Raw genomic sequence first — 18,108 nt, 5'->3', positions numbered from 1 at the left:
TCACACTCAACGTTTGGCGATGGCGAGTGTGGGGATTTTTTGTTTAGACGATAGGAATAAGTTCACCGCCTATTTGTTGGTTTATATAATCTCTATCTTCTGGATATTTCAACAGATAGGAGTTGATAGCTTCCATAATCTGGAAGTTCAATAATCCCACTGGTGATACTGGACCCCAAGTTTTGAATAAGGTTAGGGAAAAGATGAGTGCTCTCAAGCCGTTTTGTCCTTGCCCATTCTTGTAATCTTCTTCTGTGATGTGCAATCGATTGTGAAAGAATTTATTGTAATTGATTTTGTTCTTTTCTGTTGTGAAGTTATAAACTCTTCCAAGATGGGCACATCTGTTCCGATAGGAGAGTAAGAAGTAAAATACATTGATAAACAATTGTTTAATATCATTATCTATATTTTCTTTGTCTAGTCCTGTCATGCGCTGGATAACTTCTGTCTTTATATGCGACTTTTGTAGTTTATAAAAAGTGATTAGGTGACCAAAAGTCATCCCTTTAACAAGAATCCAAGGCGGCACGTTGCCATGCTTTTCTCGATAATGTTTATATGGTTGAGTCTTATCTTGGGTGATTTTATAACATTTACGTAGAAACTTAGATCGTTCAGACTCTTTGAATTTTTTAGCACCTCGTTCATAGTTCTCTCTTTGAAGGTATTTATTTTGGTCTGCAGTGTAATGTTCTGCGACTACGTAGGAAAGAACGGTTCTAAGATGAGCCTCTATTTCTTGTAATGCTAGATTGATATTTGTTCGTATGCTTTTGTCCATGAGGAAAAAGTCTACGAGTTTTTCAAATGTTGCGCCCTCTTTAAATTTCTCTCCTTGTTCAATACCAATTTCTTTATAGCCGTTTATGATTTCGTAATAGCTGTATGTCGATAAAATGCTGATTGCCCTGTTTTCATCTCGGATGGTAAGCCCTCGAGATTTTAGGAGTTCTATCTGCTCTCGAAATGTTTTAAAAGGTTTTGTTTCCATATCTCTCCTCCGTAAATCAAAAAGAGCCTCTGTATAGATACAAAGACTCTTCTAGGCTCCCAGGGGGGAGCATTCACTTAGATTAATTTCATTATAGAGTCTTTTGTTGTTTTTGTCAAGCTTTTTGTTAAATTTGGTTTTATTCCCCTCTATACACCCCGACAACTGCATAAATCTTGATGTGTGTGTCTTCGGCTGGTGGGAAGTCTAGGATGATGTCTTCGTACTTGTCATTGAGGGACACTAGGCGTAAGCGTCCGTTTTCGGTATAGATCTTCTTGAAGTAAGAACGGTCTCCGTATGCGATAACTGCTAGGTCTCCGTTGTAGGTGGTCAGTCCTTTGTCTACTAAATAGAGAATGTCTCCGTCTTGGTAGTCAGGTTGCATGGAGTCTCCGCTGACCTTAGTCGCAATATCGTGACGTGGTGGTTGCTCGTCAACGTCTATAATCTCTCTGTCTGTATCGTCGTACCCAAATCCATAGTTAAATCCACAAGCTGCTGCCGTCTCAGATACAACCTCAACTTGGTACAAGCTGATAACTTCCGATACTTCGTTTATCTTCGTTTCTTCTTCGTTTTGCTCTGTGTACATCTCGCCGTTTGCTTTTTGCCTCTCCAGAAGCTCCTCAGAAGTCCGTAGGACGATTTTTTTATTATCGGGGGTTAATTGTACCACCTTGTCCGTTATCTGCTGTGTGAGCAAATCTGGGGACGCTGTGGTATTTATATCTTTACCGTGTAGAATATAATCTGTTGTTGTGTTGAAAAGTTTTGCTAATTTCACTAATTTAGCACCAGTTGGCAAATTTTTTCCATTTTCCCACTTAGAGACCGTTGTATCTGATTTATATCCTAAGTAATCAGCTACTTCTGTTTGTTCTAAATTATTTGCTAAACGCAATTCTCTAATTCTGTTCGCTATATCTTGTATATTTCCTATTTTGTCAGTTGTTTGATGTGTAAGAAAATCTGGGTATACTGAAAGAGTAGTGGAGTTTGAAATGAGTTGGTTGTCATCTAATTGAGAAACCAAAATATCAAAATCCATATTCATAGCTGAAGCGATATTTTGTAATGTCTCTAATGAAGGAGAGATTGGTTTTTTAGTATTTGGATTTTCACCTTTCTCTAACATGGAAATATATCCCTTGCTTTTCCCTGCTAGTTTAGCGAATTTTTCCATAGATAATTTATGGACGCTTCTATATTCTTTTATAATTGTACCTATTCTCATTTTATACCAGTCCTCCTGTTGTTTAATATATTTTACAAAAAAATCAAAAAAAAATCAAATTTTTTGTTTAATCCGCTTGACAACTGTTGTTTAATCTGTTAAACTATAAGTGTAAGGTTGATAGGGCGACCAAAACCTTGCAAATAATCAGGAGGTAAAGATATGTTAGAACAAGGTGTTATACTAGCTTTAGCAATCAGTTTCTTGCTTGACAAGCATGTTGAAAGACAGCATAAGAGAGCAGAAATAGAGAAACTAAAGCAAGAAATAAAAAAACTAGCTCTCGAAAATAAGAAAGCTAGTAGATAACCCAATCAAGTTAGGCTAGGGGCGAAAGCCCCAGCTGATACTTGTAAATCTATCATATCATAAAAAAAGCATTATGACAATACTAAATATCATTTATGCTGGTCTAATCATTGCTTTCTTGTGGTCTTCTTATCAGGATTACAAGATTCAGAAGGAACTTAAGAAAGTTTCAATGGAAAAGCAATTATTAGAGGATACTATCTCTTGAATGTATAAGCTGGTTTTTTTATAGACCAGCTTATACAAAAGATAAAAAGTTTAATAAATTAAACAACGAGCATATTATATAAGGAGGTTAAATTGATTGGTAAGAAAATAAAGCAACTGAGAGAAGAACAAGGCTTGTCTCAAGATGAACTTGCCGAAAAATCAGGAGTTTCAAGAATGACAATTACATACCTAGAAACAGGTGTGACTAAAGATGTAAAGTTAGGAACTTTAAATAAAATAGCAGTTGGCTTGAATGTTGCTTTGAAAGATTTTATGTAAATAAAAAGTTTAATAAATTAAACTGGTCAAAAAGGTCAAACTTTTTTCAAAATCGATAGAATAATTCTATCAAAACTGTTGACAAGTACCAACAGTTTTGAAAAGACCTATTAGTAGAAAGGAAAAAGTCAATGTATGGAGCGAAAATGAGGGAGCTGAGAACGGCTCAAAAGCTGGGTTTGCGTGAACTTGCCAAGCGAACCTTGATAGACTACACGACCTTGTCACGTATCGAGAACGACTTGAAGGCAGTGACGCTGTCGCAGGCGGTGGTCATCGCCAAGGCGCTAGGGTGTAGGGTGGAAGATATGTTGTAGGAGGAAGGAAAACGGAATGAACGAACTAGAAAGAACAGCCCTCAACGAGATATTGAGGACAGTGACCTATATTGTTGAGGAGAAAGAAAGGAAAGAGGGATGATGTGTTTAGAATATCTAACTGAAGATGACGTGGAAAAAATCAAAAAAGAACTTTTGCAAGTTCTTCGTAATCATAATCTGAATAGCGGACTGGCTAAAGCAGTTCTTGCTGATACTATTGAGACAATTGAGAAATATTCACAGTTGCCAGAATAATTATTTAAGGTTTTTGATGATAGCCTCAACAGAATTTTTTAAAAGTTTTCTTGTCTTATCAGTATCACTACTACCTATCCACAATAGTTTTGATGTTGCATCAGTTTTTACTAGATATACTTCATCGTAGACTTTACCTGCTTGGTTCTGATAAATGATATTAGCAACAATGGTCTCTTTAAAGCGATTATCAAGTATGTGCATAAATTTTTGCGAGGGAGCCATGGTATAACCGACTAGGGATGACATATTAAAACCCAGTTCGTCAATTTCTTTTGAAAATTTCAAATCTAGGATAGTTGCAGAAGTATTCCCAAAGTTTTTTATAACTAGATATTTATGGAAGTCATTGATTTCTATAGTATCTAAGTACGCAACGATAACAGGACGATTTGCTTCTTCAGTTATCTCTGCTGTAAGTTTATTGGCTTCACTGGCTATTTTGACGGCTTTGTGTGAATAGTAAATCGATATAATACTGACTGATGTAGAAGCAATGATGGAAATAATATTAATAATATCGCTAAGCATATATAACCTCAAATTTTTATTTTAATTATACCAAATTTAGAAAGGAATATTATGAACAACGCAGCGCAAAAAGTAACACGGATTGACAAAGATGCCTGGGAGATTGCTACGGAGTTGGCGAACGAGTACGGCGTATCTATTTGTCACATCATCAGCGAGAGTGTCCGCTACTGTGCAGAGAATGCCGAATTTAAGGAGATGGACGTTGTCGTTAAACGATTGGTAGTCGGCAGTAAGGTGCTGGAGTAGGAGGGTGGAGATGCTACTAGAGAATTTAAAAGATGACATCCAAAGCTTTATTGAGAAGAGGGCTGATGAAGCAATTCAACAATCAAGGACATATTCACAAGCGATTTCGCTTGTGTCAAAATATACTGATTTTTCAGAACATGGTTTAGCAATGACAAAAGCTATTCAAGACGAAATTAGGAAACGTGCCTTGAATAGCCTAGTGTGAAATTATATAGCTTCTATTTTCACAATAGATGCAGAAGCATAGATAAGAGATGGATTTTCAATATCAAAGAAAAACGGAGCGTTTGCTACTATTTCTAAAAAACTAGGAACTAAACCATCGTGATGATGATACCAAAGTCCACTAAGCTCACCTAATGAAACTGAGTTGTTTGAAGTTTTCCAAGTTTGAAAAGTTTGTTCTTCGTGGAAAATAGCTTCGGTACCATCTGAAAAAGTAACTTTTATTTTGTGCCTATTCTCACCTCCTTTCTGCTTTATTATAACAGAAATAGTAGTTGAGTATATTTTTAGAAAAGGAGTAAAAAATGGACAATCCAAGACAAGATAGTGATTTTATCAAAGAAATCGTTGAGAAACATTTTGAAAATATGGTTGACGATGTTTTGGCACATACAGAAACCTATTATGAAGCTTTGGGTGCTGTTGGTTGCATCAATGGAAGCAATATTGCTGACATAGGACAGTTGGCTGATTGTTTGAGGAAAGCTATCAGAAAACGTGCTATGCAACAAAAAACACCTAATCATAACTAGATTTAGAAAGGAACTTTATGAACGAAATTTTTAATTTTCACTGGCAGGAAGTCCGTACTTTAACAATTGATGACGAGCCTTGGTTCGTTGGGAAAGATGTTGCAGACATCCTAGGATATAGCAAGGCTAGAAATGCGATTGCTCTTCACGTTGATGAAGAGGACGCCCTAAAACAGGGCATCCCTACTAGTGGTGGAACACAGGATATGTTAATCATCAACGAATCTGGGCTCTACTCTCTTATCTTATCCAGTAAATTACCTCAAGCGAAAGAGTTTAAACGTTGGGTGACCTCAGAAGTCTTGCCAGCTATTCGCAAGCAGGGCGGATTTATCCGTGAGGACTTGGACGAGGATGCCTTTATTGCTCTCTTTACTGGACAGAAGAAATTGCGTGAGCAACAGGCGACCATGCTAGAAGATATCGACTACCTCAAGAGCGAGCAACCGATTCATCCAAGCTATGCTAAATCGCTCCTGAAGAAGCGTAAGGCTAGGGTTGTGGCTTGTTTAGGTGGTATTGATAGCCCAGCTTATGCGGATAAGAATTTCGCTCAGTCAGTCTTTAGACAAGCTGAGATTGATTTTAAAGACCACTTCAACATTAGTCGCTATGACTTGCTACCCAAGAAGCATGCGGATGCCGCTCTTGCTTACTGGATGACGTGGGAGCCAAGCACTAATACTAAAATGAAGATTATGGAACTGAACGCATTTAGTCAAGCGTAGGGGTAGGCATGGAAGATAAAATCATTGAACTTGCTGATTACTTCATCAGCGAGAACACAACGTACAGAGAAGCTAAGATAGCGTGTGAGAAGCTATTGAAACAAGTCAGCCATGAGATAGAACTCAGGGCAATGGAAAGTAAAACTTTTCAAACAAAAAGCACCTGACGGCAATCAGGCGCATACTTAAATAATTAAAACCATTATATCACAAAAATGCTTGCCCGCATAGTTGAGAGGATGTAGAAAATGGAAGGTATCACGTTACAATTACGATTGGATGGCGAAAGTGCTGAATTGTTCACGAATCAATTATTGGCCTTTGCTGAAAAGCAAGTCAAGGAGCAGTTAGAGAATGATCGCATGCCAATCAATCAACAGGCTTTGATGGAGAAGTTTGGCTTCACTCATGGCTATATTAAGAAGTTAGAACGTAAAGGATTGAGATTTCGTAAGCAAGGGAAATATATTATGTACGATATCAATGATGTTTATGAGATTTTGGAATTAGAGAAAGAAGTACGAAAATTAAGAGCATAAGGAGATAAAAATGTTTGAACCACCGATTTTAGACCAGTTAATGGGTGTTGGAGCCTTGCTACTTGGATTTGCAGGGCTTTGCCGTCATATCAAATTGCAGGAAAAACGCAAGGAAGAAGAAAGACGAGAAGAGCAAGAATTTGCGTCTATGATTATCCAAGTGCGTAATCGTGCATACGAACGTGGTAGAGAGGACAAATGGCAAGAAATTCGCAAGAATATCCGTAGAGACTTCAAAGGATTCACCTATGACAACGAACCGCCTGTAGGATTGCGCCCTGAGCCTCTAGCCTTGCCAGAGCCGAAACAGTCTACAATCAGATTTTTGTAATGAGGAGGTCAGGAAATGGAAGAATTGATTGAATGGCTGGATTGTGAAATCCAACTAAACAACCATACCATCGCATCCAACCAAGAAAGATTGGACTTCAAGCTCCTTGCAGAGGAGGAAAACAAGAAAATTTCACTTATCAAAAAATACCTAAATGACTATGAAAAACTAGCTAAGAACTATCGTGATGTGGTCTCTAAAAATCGTCTGCTCAAGCTTGAAAAACTAGAGTTAGAAGGTAGGCACATCTATGAGGATATGCGGATGAAGTACCGTGCCAACCGTAGGAAGTGGGGGGCTCGGTATGTCTGAAATCAAGTGGATTAAAATCACAACCGATATTTTTGACGATGAAAAGATTTGTCTGATTGACGCCTTGCCTGATCCTGATGCCGTCTTAGTGATATGGTTCAAGATTTTGACACTTGCTGGAAAACATAACAGTAATGGTTTGCTGATGATGACTGATAAGGTTCACTATACAGATGAAATGTTAGCTACTATTTTTCGTAGACCATTGAATACAGTAAGAATGGCTATTGGAGTTTTTGAACAGTTTGGGATGGTTGAGATTATTGATGGTATCATTAGCTTGCCAAATTGGGAAAAACATCAAAACGTTGACGGAATGGAGAAAATCAAGGAACAGACACGCAACCGTGTAGCCAAATACCGTAAAAAACAGAAAAATCTTGCTCTTGGTAACGTTACAGGTAACGTTACAGTAACGCATGGTAACGCACTAGAAGAAGATAAAGATAAGAATAAGAATAGATTAGATAAAGATAAGAATAAGAAAAGAATAACTACTACTAGTAGTGGTAGTGAAGAAAATATTTTAGAACTTTTTCAATCTGAATTTCGTAGGCTCTTATCTGGATTTGAAATTGAAGAAATCAACCATCTACTAAATGAGAATGATGTGGATTTGGTGAAAGAAGCACTGAAGACTGCTATTAACTCAGGAAAGCCGAACATCAAATATATTGGTGGGATTTTAAGAAATTGGCAGATGAACAATGTTACCACTGTTGAACAGGTTCGTCAATCGGAAAAGAAGAACAAGGATAAGAAAGAAGAACAGGAGGCTAAGGACGAATGGGGGTACTAGAACTAATTGAGCAATTCGAGATAGACTACTATCCATTAAGCTACGAGAAGAAAACTCTTTTAGCAAGCCAGCCAATTCATCAAGTGATTGCCTGCTTGTCTGAAATGGCCAGCTGGCATGAATGAGGAGGTCGGCTAGTATGGTAGACAATGTGTTTGAGGAAATTGCCTTATCTTATCACAGGAATACTGAACAACAAGATGAGTTTTGCGAAAAGCATAACATCCCTTTGATAAAGATATTGCGTACTGACAGTGTTGTATGTCGCATGTGTGAATCTGAGCGGATCCATGAGGAAAATCAAGCAAGAGTGAATGAACTGGCCGACGCTGAGAATGAGCGAAAGAGGAAATACTATCTTGAGAAGTTTTCTCTTTATGATGAGGTTTTGAAAAATGCGACCTTGGACAACTTTGAGATACCCACTGAAAAAGAAGCAGAAAAGCTAGCTTTTGCAAAGAGGATTTGTCGTGAGTGGTCTGAGGGTGCTAGGAACAACATCGTGCTACAAGGAGAAGCTGGGACAGGTAAGAGCCATTTGGCCTTTGCGATGGTAAAAGCTTTATCTGAGTACACGAAAGAGATTGCTATTTTTATCAACGTGACGGACTTGCTGATGAAAATTAAAGCTGATTTTAGTCAGGAAGAGTTTCTGGTCAATAAGATTGCTAGTGCTAAGTTCTTGGTTTTGGATGATTTGGGCATGGAGAAGGATAGCGAATGGTCGTTTACTATTCTCTACAATATCCTTAATAAGCGTTCAAATACAATCATTACCACGAATTTGATTTCTGCGGATATTCAGAAAAGATATGGGAGACCCTTCATGTCCAGACTGATGAAGGGTGTGGATAAAGACCATTTGATGGTTTTCAATGATTTGACAAACAAGCGGAAGCAATATTTCTAGAATGGAGGTGGCTGATGTTTATTTTAAAGCATGGGACAAGAGAGGATAAGCCGTTTCTGATGTCCGCAGTTATCGGAGTGACTGGCTTGGACATTTCATGTTCAGAAGAGAAGAAAGCCATGCGGTTTATTTCTCGGTCGGCCGCCGTACAGGTCGGCAAGGCATTGAGGGGTTCCTTTGGGAACTTCTACCCTGTCGAGGTGGAGTGATGTTAAATCTCTACTTCGTCTACAATGGGCACTGCAAGTTTTACCTTGGGAGGTTTGACAATGTCGATGATCTCATTGAGCAGATGGAAGACCATCAGTGGGCTTTCTCTGGTATCACCAGACCAAAATTCAAAAAATATATCGGAAAAGACGATGTGAGGTTTGATTATGGTGCGGTAGATTGCTATTACTTAGCAACAAAATCAACGTGCCGCGAACCACGTTAAAAGCGAGCTAGAATATGCGTCAGACTTGGACGAATGACGTATAAAGAATTTGCTAGCTCTTGTGTCTTTGAGCCATGAGGGGCAAGAGCTGGATTTTTATAAACAGGATAAAACATGGAATACAGCAAACAGTCAGTCATTAAAGGACTGAAACGTACAATCGAGCAAAACGAAGAAAAGATAATCGAGTATTCTAAGCCGTGCGATTCACGCAAGAGACGGATTAGAGCGCTGGAGCGTGATTTGTTGAAGAAAAAGAATAAAGAATTAAGAAAGAAAGTGAAGGAGTCGGAAGATGAAAGTACAGCGATTGATTGAGAAGTATGAAAAACTTGAGGGTGTATGGGATGAAAGGGTAGAGCTAGCGCGCCAAATCTTTTTACAAGATTTAGAACAATTAGACGAACCGCAACCAGTCAAAGTTCCGCAGGTTGTGGCGGATTGGATTGAGGTTTGTAAAGAACATTTAACAACTAGTCTATATACTGCTATGACTCCAAACTTTATGAAAGAACACAACCAAAGTTTCGATTTTATATTATGGATTAAAAAGGCGAGCAACCAAGACCTCTTCGCTCGTGCATGGCTGGACGGCTACGAGGTCGAGAAAGAGAAGCGGTACTTGGTGAAGGTGAAAGGTATGAATCGTATCAATGGATGTCTAGCCAATAACAAAAAACTTGCTACTTGGTACTTTGGTATAAGTGGTAATTCTAAGAATCATCGCACAAATCACACCCGAAAAGAGCTTGAAGAAGTTGGGTTCGGCTGGGTGTTTGATTGCCCAGGGATTGAGATTAAGGAGGTGGAGTGATGGAAGACAGTGTTTGGCTAGACTGGATTGCCGAGGTTATGGTAACTAAGCCTGTTGACAATGATTTGCTAGAAAGCCAACGTGGCCAAGAAGTCGTTGATTTGCTATTAGATTTAGAAAGAAATGATTTTAATTGGCATAGAGGAGACGCAGATGTTTTTTGGATAGATGCCCAGATGTGTATCAAGTACAAACTTTCCAATGCAGAGATTAAATTTTTAGCTAAGCAACAACCAGGCGTTACGAATTATAAGAAACACGCAAAAGAAAGAAATGCTTATTCAGAGATGATGAGAGGGTTAGAAAAGTTAAAAGAGCTTAACTTCCCAGAAATCTACAATCATTCCCTTTCTCCTGATGATGAAAATAGGAGATTTGAAGAAGAAATGACGGTTGAACAAAATTATGTATCGCCTTACCAAAAATTAGACGAAGTTCAAAAACGCTTTTATGAAAATCAATTTTTATTTGGTAAAAAAGTGATGGAATCTGCAATGAAAATTGTATCAAGTGAAAAGAAAATAGGTGTTGATAATTTCTTCAACATTGGAAGTCATCGAATTAAATTCACTGTTGAGGAGATTACAGAATGAAACGTTTTATCGCAATCTGGATTCTTGTATCTGCTGGACTAAACATCTGGCAAATGGACAGGATTCGAGATTTGGAAGAGAAGCGTCCTATGGTTATCTACAAGGCAGATAACGCAGGCGCTGAGATATTCGGTAGAGTCCTTGAGAAAGGACGACATGGGAAGTTGTATACAGTGACCATTCGTGACTACGGGGTGTTCGTGGTTACGAAGGACGTGTATGAGAAAGTCAAAGTTGGGGATGAGGTGATGCTGTGACACTTTGTAACAAAAAATACGATGATTGTATTAAGCAGTTTGAAGAATTTTCACAAAAAGCGCTAGAAACTGGACATGTTGAAAATATTTAAAAGGAGTTGTAATGGATATTGTAGATTTATATCTGGAGCATGGAGATTTTAGAACAGCTGTACGCTTGAGTGGTTTACCAATGCACATTGCACATATCAAATTACGTAAAGCTGGTGTCTTGAAGATTACTGACAAAATCCAATTTGGTAGTAAAGGAGCTAAGTTAGGCGGACAAGCAGAACAGTTGTTTCAGACTCTAGTACCTGACGCTGTTGATGCCAATTCGCTTTTCGAGAAAAATAACCCTGTCTATGATTTTGTTTTTAAAAATATGACGATTGATGTGAAATATAGTTCGTTATATTCTGGAGGAAATACAAATTATTGGAGGATTAGGTGCAAAGGTAAGCAGGATTTCATAGTTGCATTTTTGGAAAGAGAACAAAGTACAGGCGTTGACAACCCTTATTGTCTCTTGCTTCCAATGGATTTTGTAGATATGAAGTATATGCATATATCGCTCAGTGGTAGTTGGTTCAAAGAGTTTCAAGTAGAACCAGAAGAGTTGCGAGGAATTTTAAATGACTACGCAGAACTGAGAGAAAAAGGGCAGTTTTGAGGATAAATAGAAAAATGAAGAAGATTAAGGAGGAAGAAAAATGACACCAAAATTTAGAGCGTATGATGGCGGCTCATTAAATCGTATGTATCAACCAGACGAGGTGATGGTTGGAAATGGCGATATTTGGATTATTGATGAGGACTCTGTTGCTGGTGACTGGATAGTAAACAACGACCTTCATCTCATGCAATCAACAGGACTCAAAGATAAGAACGGCAAGGAAATCTTTGATGGGGATGTTCTTGAAATTGAAGATGAAGGAGAAGTCCTTGGGAATGCAAAATTGACTTGGGATAATGAGCAAGCTGTCTTTATGATAGAAGCAATAAGTGTAGATGATATTGCACCCTTTCATGAAATTATTAGCGATGAAACTTACTCTTATAGAGTTGTTGGCAACGTCTATGAAAACCCTGAACTTTTGGAGGATAAGGAATGAAACCAGAAATAATTGATAACGTAAATAAACCAAGCCACTACCAAGGCGCAAACGGTCTTGAGGCTATCGATGTTGTGCATAACTTCGTTGGGAACCTTTCTGGAGCGTCTGCTTTCTTTTGGGGCAACGCAATCAAGTATATGCTTCGGTTTCAGAAAAAGAATGGTCTTGAGGACCTGAAGAAAGCACGCAAGAACCTTGATTGGTTGATTGAGGAGATGGAGCATGAGCCAGAGAGAAACACGGCTGGGTCACTGTTAACGGTGCGGGCAACGTGATTACTAATCATGAGTAAAATATTATCAATTGCGTAAAAATACATCAGGAGGTAAGGTTTGGCAATAGACATCAAAAAAAGATTGAAGGCTCTGCCTTATATTGATATCAAAGCGAAGTCAAAGCACCAGGAAATCATCAGTTTGAAGTCAGGTATTTTACGAGGGCAGCAGTTCGATAGCATGCCGAAATCAAAAAGCAACAAGAATCAAACTGAAGAATTGAATGTGTTGATCATTGACAAGTCAGATCAGCTATATGAAGAAATCAAACAAATGTACCACGAACGTGACGAACTCGTTCAAGCGATTGAGTCGCTCGATGATCCAGTGGAAAACATTGTGATGCGATTATTGTATATTGACGGATTGTCTTGGAAAGAGGTTCAAATCAAACTAAATTGTAGCCCTGCAACCATCCAGCGAGCAAAACATAAAGCGTTACTAAAATTATCTAAAATGTATGATAAGAATGATAGCAAATGATAATTTTAATGTGGTAAATTAGTATCATGAAGAATAGCAGAGAAAACCTCTGCTTTTTTTGTGCCCTAGAAAAGGAGGTGAGGATATGTGGTAGTTGTCGAACCAATCAGAAATAGAGATGATGTTCAGCTTATGATTGAATGGCTGACGTTGCATAGCGCAGTCAAAGAGTTAGATAGACAACGTAACCTCATGCTCTTTTTGTCTGGTGTTAATCTTGGTTTTCGTATTGGCGATATTGTTAAACTGAAAGTAAAGCACGTTAAAGGTTGGCATGTCCAGATCGTCGATGAAAAGACAGACAAGCCAACCAAACGAAAGATGCCAAAGAAATTCAAGAATGCTATGCGACAGTACATCAAAGACAAGAAAGATGAAGACTTCCTCTTTCCAAGCCGAAACGGTAAGCACCAACACATAAAACCTAACACAGCTTATAAGATTATCAAAAGAGCTGCTGAAGAAGTTGGTCTAGAAAACATAGCTACTCACTCGATGAGAAAGACCTTTGGCTTATTCATGTACGAACAAACCAAGGATGTCGCTCTGATAATGGACCTACTGAACCACTCAAGCCAGAGTATTTCACTACGATATATCGGCAAAAATCAAGATTCACAAGACCGAGCCATGACGAAGTTTCAAGGCTTTTAATTTTTTTATTTTAACATCAATTCATTGTTTTAAGGTTATGATGATTTCATTTCAAGCATGCAAGATAAACGCTTGATAAGTCTGAGTTAAAACTCATGTAGCGAATTCATTAGAATATGTAAAACAAGGAATTGAGAGAGTGAAAACAAAGGAGTTTACATAGTTATGAAAGGCATTATTAAAAGACTTTTTAATAAAACAACCAATAGACAAAAACCATTAGGAGAAATTGTAATCGGTGTTGAAATTGAAAATAGTTCAGAGTTTCGTCAATTAGCTAAAGAGACAGCTGAAGCAATTAATTATTTAAATCATTGCCTTGACAAGCTTAATGAGTTTGAACTAAAAGTTTCTACCTCACGAAAATGATTGAAGTTTCAACTCGAGAAGAACGAAACCAATTTTACAATTCCAGCGAGTGGAGAACCATAAGAAGGCAAGCACTTAAACGAGATCATTACGAATGTGTATGGTGTAGGGATGAAGGCAAGGTCACGACTGCTAACTTGGAAGTTGACCACATCAAGGAGCTAGAGTTCTATCCAGAGTTCGCTCTTGACTTAGATAATCTTAGAACACTGTGCAAAGCATGTCATAATAAGAGGCATGATCGTTTTGATAAGAATGACAGAAATTTCAGAAAAGATGAATGGTGGGGTTAGGTGAATGGAACATAAACACCCCCCGGTCAAAAAAATCGGAAATTTTTAAAGATGTCGGTAAGCGGTCTGCACTCGACTGTCCAAATTTTTAACAAAAAATTAAAGGGGGTGGGGGGTAATGGAAGAATACTCGGAAAAAAATATAAAAGAATTAGAAAATCAGCTACTTTCCAAAATCGGCTATTTCAGTCCTAGAAAAAAGGATGCAATCCAGTACGAAAAAGTGAATCGTTATCTTTATCTTGTCAGATTGCTGTACGAGCTGAAAGCTAAACTTCATGAAGACGGCTTGGTCATCACTGTTCACAATGGGCAACAGAGATTTCAAAAAGCGAATTCTCTCATCAAGGAAATCAACACAACAAGCAACCAGCTTTTAGCTATTGAGCGATCGTTTGATTTTGAGGTGGAAAACTCGCCTGTTGAGAAAGCTACGTCTGGAAGTGATCTGTTATGATTTCTCATCCGCTGGTTGATAACTACATCAAAATGGCCGAGAGTGGAAAAATTGTCGTCAACAAGGAAAGAAAGCTGCTGTTTAAAATTATCAAGGAGAAAATCTATCCTCGTGATGATTTGTATTTTGACAATGACTTGATTGACAAGTTCATTCGTTTTGCGGAAAAGAATTTTTTTCCTCTGGCTAAGTACCAGCTTTTCTTGACTCCGTTTATTTTCCTTTTTCGGAAGGAAGACGGGGAACCACACTTCGATGAGTATCTGTATACTTTGGCTCGTGGTGGTGGTAAGAATGGGTTTATGTCTGCCAGGTCATCGTTCTTTATCAGTCCTATCTACCCTATCAGAGATTATGATGTGACTATCACTGCCAATTCTGAGAAACAGGGCAAGGTTTCATTTGAGGAGGTCTATGAGACTATTCAAAGGCGTGGCCTTGAGGACCATTTCTATCTAACTAAAATGTCTATTACAGGTCGAGCGAACAACTCGGTCTTTTCTTTTCGGACGAATAATCCGAAGACCATGGACTCTGCTCGTGATGGCTGTCTTGAGTTTGATGAGATTCACCAGTTTGAAGATGATAAGGCCGTGAAGGTTCAACGGTCAGGTCTTGGTAAGATTGCTCATGCTCGGACTTTCTACAACGGTACGAATGGGTATGTGCGTGAGGGATTCTATGACAAGCTGATAGAGAAGTCTATGCAAATCTTGAATGGAGAGGTTGATGATTTCAGGCTATTTCCTTTCATTTGCAAGCTAGACAATGTGGACGAAGTAGATGATATGAAGAACTGGCCGAAAGCTAATCCGATGTTGGATGAAAGCACTCCTTATACTAAAAGGTTGCTTGCAAGAACCAAGGCTGATTATGATGACCTTGAGCTGGAGCCGTCTGGCCGTCAGGAGTTCATGACTAAACGGATGAATCTTCCTGAAGCTGACCTTGAGAAAGATGTGACATCTCGTGAAAAATTACTTGCTTGTTTGCGTCAGCCTGGTATTGACTTGAAAGGTCGGTCATGTGTGGCTGGGTTTGACTATGCGAGCATCCGAGACTTTGCGAGTGTTGGTTTGCTATTTAAGAATGGTGATGAGTTCATCTGGAAGCAACATTCATTTGCTCGTAAAGCGTTTTTGAAAGCTTTCAAACTAAAAGCGCCTATTGAAGAATGGGCAGACAGAGGCTTGTTTACCATCGTGGATGGTCCTAGTATTGACCCTCGTTTATTGGTTGAAAAATTGAATGACTGGAGCAGAGAGTATCAAATCGAGCTAGTCTGTGCCGATGGTTTTAGAATGGACTTATTAAAACCTCTTTTGGAAGAGGCTGGTTTTGACTATGAGTTCTTACGGAATCCAGGGGCTATCCAGTCTAAGGTTGCGCCAATTATCGAAGACGGATTTGCCAATGAGCGTTTTATCTTTGAGGGTGACAACTCTATGATTTGGTATACGGATAATACCTATGTCAAAGAGGATAAGGATGGCAATAAGCGTTTCTTGAAGAAAGAACCTGTCAGAAGAAAGACAGATGGGTTCCATGCTTTGATAGCTGCTCTTTACAAGAGGGAGCTGGTGCAAGAGTCGAATGTTGGGGAATTCCTTGACATGATTGATAGTTGGGATTTTTAAAGCATAAATTTTGGGTGGGTGGTCGGCAGAAATTAAAAGAAAGGAGGAAGTGCATTGGGGTTACTGAATTTATTTAAGCGTGAAGTACCAGAGGTTGGTTTTGAGTTCGAGGATCTTGAGCGGATGTTTGGGAATCTGCAACTCAAAAGCTTAGCGATTGATAAGTCAGCTGAGTTCATCGCTCGGATTTTTGCTAAGTCAGCATTTAAATATCAAGAAAACGGTAAGGTTAAGCCTTCTGATTGGGACTACTTGCTGAATGTAAGGCCAAACAAAAATGAATCTGCGTCAGACTTTTGGCAAAAAGTCGTATACAGGTTAATTACTAAGAATGAAGTTCTAATTTTTCTTACTGATGATGATCAGTTGCTTGTTGCAGATGCCTTTACACGAACTAAATATGCTGTTTATGACGATGTATTTGAGTATGTATCTTGTAGGGGCTATACTTTTGAAAAAAGATTTAGGATGAGTGAAGTGATTTTCTTGCAATATAACAATAATCGATTGCAAGAGTATGTATCTGATTTATTTTCAGATTATGAGAAACTTCATACGCGTCTGGTCGAAGCTTTGGCGAGAACGAATCAAATCAGGGGGACTCTTAGCACGAGAACAAACGGGAGTTTCAATGATAAAATGCGTGAAAAACTTCAAGCTTATGCCGATGGACTTTTTAAGTCATTTAGCACCAAAACGATTGCAATTGTTCCATCTCAGGATGGAATGGAATATAGCGAGTTAACCAACACAACAGGAATATCAAATATATCTGTTGAAGAATTAAAAAAACTCAGAAGACAATTTGATGATGAAGTTGCTGATATATTGGGTATTCCAACAGCTTTGCTACATGGTGACATGGCTAATCTGGAGAATAGTCAAAAAATGTTCAATAGTTATTGTTTTCAGTCTCTTGTTAAGAAGATGAGTGATGGTTTAAATTTTTCATTGCTAACAAGAAGAAGATATGACGATTTAAGCCGCTTTGTCATCGTAGGAGAAGGTCAAAGAGATAAATTTGCACTTGCTGAAAGCATTGATAAACTTATTTCTTCTGGTTCAATGTTGATTAATGAAGTTCGAGCTGAGCTTGGGTTAGAAGCTGTTCCATGGGGGGATAAACCTCTCATCACCAAAAACTATCAAATTGGTGGGCATATAGAGGAAGGAGGTGAGAAAGAAGATGAAAGTAATTCCGATTAAGGGTACGATTGTGTCAAATAATGACAGATGGCTTTACGATTGGCTTGAGTGGGATGCAACCGCTCCGAAAGATGTCGTCCTTCCTGAGAATGGGGAACCGATTGAGGTTCATATCAATTCGGGTGGTGGAGATGTTTATGCTGGTAGTGAAATCTATACTGCTCTACGTTCGTATCCTGGTGATGTGACCGTGAAGATTGTCGGTATTGCAGCGAGCGCAGCAAGTGTGATTGCAATGGCAGGAGATACGGTTGAAATCAGTCCGACTGCCCAAATCATGATCCATAACGTTTCAACGCAAGTGAACGGAGACCACAATGTCCTGCTTCATGAGGCTGGTGTGCTAGAAGGTTTTAACAAATCTATTGCTAGTGCCTATGTTCATAAGACCGGCAAGGCTCTTGATGACTTGCTTGGATTGATGAACAAGACTACTTGGTTTGATGCTGAATCAGCTTTGAATCACGGATTTGTAGACAAGATTATGTTTACAAACGAAGTCGCTCCGACTTTAGTTGCGAGTGAAACTCCTATGATCCCTAGTGACTTTATCGAGAAAATGAGGTCAGCAATGACACCGGATATTGATAAAATCGCTGAACTGGTAGCTGAAAAGCTAAAAACTAAACTGCCAGATGTACAAATCGACAAAGAGGCTTTCGAAAATAGTGAATTTCTACAGAAGAGATTCAATCTTCCAGAAAGTCCAGAAAATAACACAGACAAGGCTGTTCCTAAAGGGTTCGGTCTTTTTATGTTTTAAGAAAGGAAAA

The 18,108-nt window shown here is 38.6% G+C and carries 37 protein-coding genes and 1 pseudogene; 33 read left to right on the top strand and 5 right to left on the bottom strand.

Annotation, left to right across the window (positions count from 1 at the left end; translation table 11 throughout):
• Positions 1-43 precede the first annotated feature (43 nt).
• The 3 genes and pseudogenes from GEZ84_RS05220 to GEZ84_RS10850 form a co-directional block, all read right to left on the bottom strand.
• The gene (locus GEZ84_RS05220; RefSeq protein ID WP_153223758.1) at positions 44-994 is read right to left on the bottom strand and encodes an Abi family protein; all 951 of its coding nucleotides are present in this window, start codon (positions 992-994) and stop codon (positions 44-46) included.
• A 139-nt stretch (positions 995-1,133) separates the two neighbouring features.
• A complete protein-coding gene (locus tag GEZ84_RS05215) occupies positions 1,134-1,937 on the bottom strand; it encodes an XRE family transcriptional regulator (RefSeq protein ID WP_319946425.1) in 804 nt (267 codons plus the stop codon).
• A 105-nt stretch (positions 1,938-2,042) separates the two neighbouring features.
• Positions 2,043-2,231, bottom strand: a pseudogene (locus GEZ84_RS10850) (helix-turn-helix domain-containing protein); the annotation flags it as partial.
• A 162-nt stretch (positions 2,232-2,393) separates the two neighbouring features.
• Here GEZ84_RS10850 and GEZ84_RS05210 point away from each other — a divergent pair.
• From GEZ84_RS05210 to GEZ84_RS05195, 5 genes are all read left to right on the top strand, one after another.
• A complete protein-coding gene (locus GEZ84_RS05210) occupies positions 2,394-2,540 on the top strand; it encodes a hypothetical protein (RefSeq protein ID WP_153223756.1) in 147 nt (48 codons plus the stop codon).
• Positions 2,541-2,613: 73 nt separating this feature from the next.
• Positions 2,614-2,748 (top strand): hypothetical protein, encoded by a 135-nt coding sequence (locus GEZ84_RS11025; RefSeq protein WP_265586402.1) that lies wholly within the window; start codon positions 2,614-2,616, stop codon positions 2,746-2,748.
• A gap of 92 nt (positions 2,749-2,840) precedes the next feature.
• On the top strand, positions 2,841-3,029 hold the full coding sequence (locus GEZ84_RS05205; protein WP_153223755.1) for a helix-turn-helix domain-containing protein: 189 nt from the start codon (positions 2,841-2,843) through the stop codon (positions 3,027-3,029).
• A 131-nt stretch (positions 3,030-3,160) separates the two neighbouring features.
• Entirely contained in the window at positions 3,161-3,346 is a 186-nt protein-coding gene (locus GEZ84_RS05200) for a helix-turn-helix domain-containing protein (RefSeq protein WP_000274132.1), read from the top strand.
• A gap of 99 nt (positions 3,347-3,445) precedes the next feature.
• Positions 3,446-3,604 (top strand): hypothetical protein, encoded by a 159-nt coding sequence (locus tag GEZ84_RS05195; RefSeq protein WP_153223754.1) that lies wholly within the window; start codon positions 3,446-3,448, stop codon positions 3,602-3,604.
• On the opposite strand, the gene GEZ84_RS05190 is transcribed toward GEZ84_RS05195, so the two are convergent.
• Positions 3,605-4,135, bottom strand: a complete 531-nt coding sequence (locus GEZ84_RS05190; protein WP_153223753.1) for a hypothetical protein — start codon at positions 4,133-4,135, stop codon at positions 3,605-3,607.
• Positions 4,136-4,186: 51 nt separating this feature from the next.
• On the opposite strand from GEZ84_RS05190, the gene GEZ84_RS05185 reads away from it, so the two are divergent.
• Together GEZ84_RS05185 and GEZ84_RS05180 are read left to right on the top strand one after the other, a co-directional pair.
• On the top strand, positions 4,187-4,384 hold the full coding sequence (locus GEZ84_RS05185) for a hypothetical protein (protein ID WP_001057654.1): 198 nt from the start codon (positions 4,187-4,189) through the stop codon (positions 4,382-4,384).
• A gap of 10 nt (positions 4,385-4,394) precedes the next feature.
• Entirely contained in the window at positions 4,395-4,592 is a 198-nt protein-coding gene (locus GEZ84_RS05180) for a hypothetical protein (protein WP_153223752.1), read from the top strand.
• Between the two features lie 2 nt (positions 4,593-4,594).
• Here the strand turns inward: GEZ84_RS05180 and GEZ84_RS05175 are convergent, their stop codons facing one another.
• Entirely contained in the window at positions 4,595-4,930 is a 336-nt protein-coding gene (locus GEZ84_RS05175; RefSeq protein ID WP_228113019.1) for a hypothetical protein, read from the bottom strand.
• Here GEZ84_RS05175 and GEZ84_RS05170 point away from each other — a divergent pair.
• The 26 genes from GEZ84_RS05170 (at position 4,918) to GEZ84_RS05060 (ending at position 18,098) form a co-directional block, all read left to right on the top strand.
• Complete coding sequence (locus GEZ84_RS05170; protein ID WP_153223751.1) at positions 4,918-5,145, top strand: hypothetical protein; 228 nt, start codon at positions 4,918-4,920, stop codon at positions 5,143-5,145. The two genes, GEZ84_RS05175 and GEZ84_RS05170, sit on opposite strands and share 13 nt — an antisense overlap.
• Before the next feature lie 17 nt (positions 5,146-5,162).
• Entirely contained in the window at positions 5,163-5,873 is a 711-nt protein-coding gene (locus tag GEZ84_RS05165) for an ORF6C domain-containing protein (RefSeq protein ID WP_153223750.1), read from the top strand.
• Positions 5,874-5,881: 8 nt separating this feature from the next.
• On the top strand, positions 5,882-6,040 hold the full coding sequence (locus tag GEZ84_RS10705) for a hypothetical protein (RefSeq protein ID WP_194252032.1): 159 nt from the start codon (positions 5,882-5,884) through the stop codon (positions 6,038-6,040).
• A gap of 81 nt (positions 6,041-6,121) precedes the next feature.
• Positions 6,122-6,412, top strand: a complete 291-nt coding sequence (locus GEZ84_RS05160) for a hypothetical protein (RefSeq protein WP_138702333.1) — start codon at positions 6,122-6,124, stop codon at positions 6,410-6,412.
• A 10-nt stretch (positions 6,413-6,422) separates the two neighbouring features.
• Complete coding sequence (locus GEZ84_RS05155) at positions 6,423-6,743, top strand: hypothetical protein (protein WP_153223749.1); 321 nt, start codon at positions 6,423-6,425, stop codon at positions 6,741-6,743.
• Between the two features lie 15 nt (positions 6,744-6,758).
• Positions 6,759-7,055, top strand: coding sequence for a hypothetical protein (locus GEZ84_RS05150; RefSeq protein WP_153223748.1), 297 nt, complete (start codon positions 6,759-6,761; stop codon positions 7,053-7,055).
• Positions 7,048-7,854, top strand: coding sequence for a phage replisome organizer N-terminal domain-containing protein (locus GEZ84_RS05145; RefSeq protein ID WP_153223747.1), 807 nt, complete (start codon positions 7,048-7,050; stop codon positions 7,852-7,854). Before GEZ84_RS05150 ends, GEZ84_RS05145 begins: the two co-directional genes overlap by 8 nt.
• The gene (locus GEZ84_RS10700) at positions 7,842-7,979 is read left to right on the top strand and encodes a hypothetical protein (RefSeq protein WP_194252031.1); all 138 of its coding nucleotides are present in this window, start codon (positions 7,842-7,844) and stop codon (positions 7,977-7,979) included. The genes GEZ84_RS05145 and GEZ84_RS10700 overlap by 13 nt, the downstream gene beginning before the upstream one ends.
• 14 nt (positions 7,980-7,993) lie before the next feature.
• A complete protein-coding gene (locus GEZ84_RS05140) occupies positions 7,994-8,764 on the top strand; it encodes an ATP-binding protein (RefSeq protein ID WP_153223746.1) in 771 nt (256 codons plus the stop codon).
• Positions 8,765-8,778: 14 nt separating this feature from the next.
• A complete protein-coding gene (locus GEZ84_RS11065) occupies positions 8,779-8,973 on the top strand; it encodes a hypothetical protein (protein ID WP_319946423.1) in 195 nt (64 codons plus the stop codon).
• Entirely contained in the window at positions 8,973-9,200 is a 228-nt protein-coding gene (locus GEZ84_RS10845; RefSeq protein WP_153223745.1) for a hypothetical protein, read from the top strand. Before GEZ84_RS11065 ends, GEZ84_RS10845 begins: the two co-directional genes overlap by 1 nt.
• 114 nt (positions 9,201-9,314) lie before the next feature.
• Entirely contained in the window at positions 9,315-9,518 is a 204-nt protein-coding gene (locus GEZ84_RS05130; protein WP_153223744.1) for a hypothetical protein, read from the top strand.
• Positions 9,496-10,014 (top strand): DUF1642 domain-containing protein, encoded by a 519-nt coding sequence (locus GEZ84_RS05125; RefSeq protein WP_153223743.1) that lies wholly within the window; start codon positions 9,496-9,498, stop codon positions 10,012-10,014. Before GEZ84_RS05130 ends, GEZ84_RS05125 begins: the two co-directional genes overlap by 23 nt.
• Positions 10,014-10,607, top strand: coding sequence for a hypothetical protein (locus GEZ84_RS05120; RefSeq protein WP_153223742.1), 594 nt, complete (start codon positions 10,014-10,016; stop codon positions 10,605-10,607). The genes GEZ84_RS05125 and GEZ84_RS05120 overlap by 1 nt, the downstream gene beginning before the upstream one ends.
• Positions 10,604-10,864 (top strand): DUF1372 family protein, encoded by a 261-nt coding sequence (locus GEZ84_RS05115; protein ID WP_153223741.1) that lies wholly within the window; start codon positions 10,604-10,606, stop codon positions 10,862-10,864. Before GEZ84_RS05120 ends, GEZ84_RS05115 begins: the two co-directional genes overlap by 4 nt.
• 103 nt (positions 10,865-10,967) lie before the next feature.
• Positions 10,968-11,516, top strand: a complete 549-nt coding sequence (locus GEZ84_RS05110) for a hypothetical protein (RefSeq protein ID WP_153223740.1) — start codon at positions 10,968-10,970, stop codon at positions 11,514-11,516.
• A gap of 40 nt (positions 11,517-11,556) precedes the next feature.
• Positions 11,557-11,958 carry a YopX family protein gene (locus GEZ84_RS05105; protein ID WP_153223739.1) on the top strand — a complete coding sequence of 134 codons (402 nt, stop codon included), beginning with the start codon at positions 11,557-11,559 and terminating at the stop codon, positions 11,956-11,958.
• Positions 11,955-12,236, top strand: a complete 282-nt coding sequence (locus GEZ84_RS05100; RefSeq protein WP_153223738.1) for a DUF3310 domain-containing protein — start codon at positions 11,955-11,957, stop codon at positions 12,234-12,236. Before GEZ84_RS05105 ends, GEZ84_RS05100 begins: the two co-directional genes overlap by 4 nt.
• Before the next feature lie 57 nt (positions 12,237-12,293).
• Complete coding sequence (locus GEZ84_RS05095) at positions 12,294-12,719, top strand: DUF1492 domain-containing protein (RefSeq protein WP_153223737.1); 426 nt, start codon at positions 12,294-12,296, stop codon at positions 12,717-12,719.
• Positions 12,720-12,806: 87 nt separating this feature from the next.
• The gene (locus GEZ84_RS05090) at positions 12,807-13,373 is read left to right on the top strand and encodes a tyrosine-type recombinase/integrase (RefSeq protein ID WP_319946422.1); all 567 of its coding nucleotides are present in this window, start codon (positions 12,807-12,809) and stop codon (positions 13,371-13,373) included.
• Between the two features lie 165 nt (positions 13,374-13,538).
• Positions 13,539-13,742: a hypothetical protein gene (locus GEZ84_RS05085; RefSeq protein ID WP_153223736.1), complete on the top strand. Its 204-nt coding sequence runs from the start codon at positions 13,539-13,541 to the stop codon at positions 13,740-13,742.
• Positions 13,739-14,035, top strand: coding sequence for an HNH endonuclease (locus GEZ84_RS05080; protein ID WP_153223735.1), 297 nt, complete (start codon positions 13,739-13,741; stop codon positions 14,033-14,035). The genes GEZ84_RS05085 and GEZ84_RS05080 overlap by 4 nt, the downstream gene beginning before the upstream one ends.
• Before the next feature lie 118 nt (positions 14,036-14,153).
• Positions 14,154-14,492: a hypothetical protein gene (locus tag GEZ84_RS05075; protein WP_153223734.1), complete on the top strand. Its 339-nt coding sequence runs from the start codon at positions 14,154-14,156 to the stop codon at positions 14,490-14,492.
• Positions 14,489-16,129 carry a terminase TerL endonuclease subunit gene (locus tag GEZ84_RS05070; RefSeq protein WP_153223733.1) on the top strand — a complete coding sequence of 547 codons (1,641 nt, stop codon included), beginning with the start codon at positions 14,489-14,491 and terminating at the stop codon, positions 16,127-16,129. The genes GEZ84_RS05075 and GEZ84_RS05070 overlap by 4 nt, the downstream gene beginning before the upstream one ends.
• Before the next feature lie 54 nt (positions 16,130-16,183).
• Positions 16,184-17,335 (top strand): phage portal protein, encoded by a 1,152-nt coding sequence (locus GEZ84_RS05065; RefSeq protein ID WP_153223732.1) that lies wholly within the window; start codon positions 16,184-16,186, stop codon positions 17,333-17,335.
• A complete protein-coding gene (locus GEZ84_RS05060; protein WP_153223731.1) occupies positions 17,316-18,098 on the top strand; it encodes a head maturation protease, ClpP-related in 783 nt (260 codons plus the stop codon). Before GEZ84_RS05065 ends, GEZ84_RS05060 begins: the two co-directional genes overlap by 20 nt.
• Positions 18,099-18,108 lie beyond the last annotated feature (10 nt).

It is taken from the genome of Streptococcus mitis (genome assembly GCF_009496155.1).
Taxonomy (GTDB): Bacteria; Bacillota; Bacilli; order Lactobacillales; family Streptococcaceae; genus Streptococcus; species Streptococcus mitis_BQ.
The sequence above is the reverse complement of the archived record's forward strand: the minus strand, read 5'-3'. Positions and strand labels throughout refer to the sequence as shown.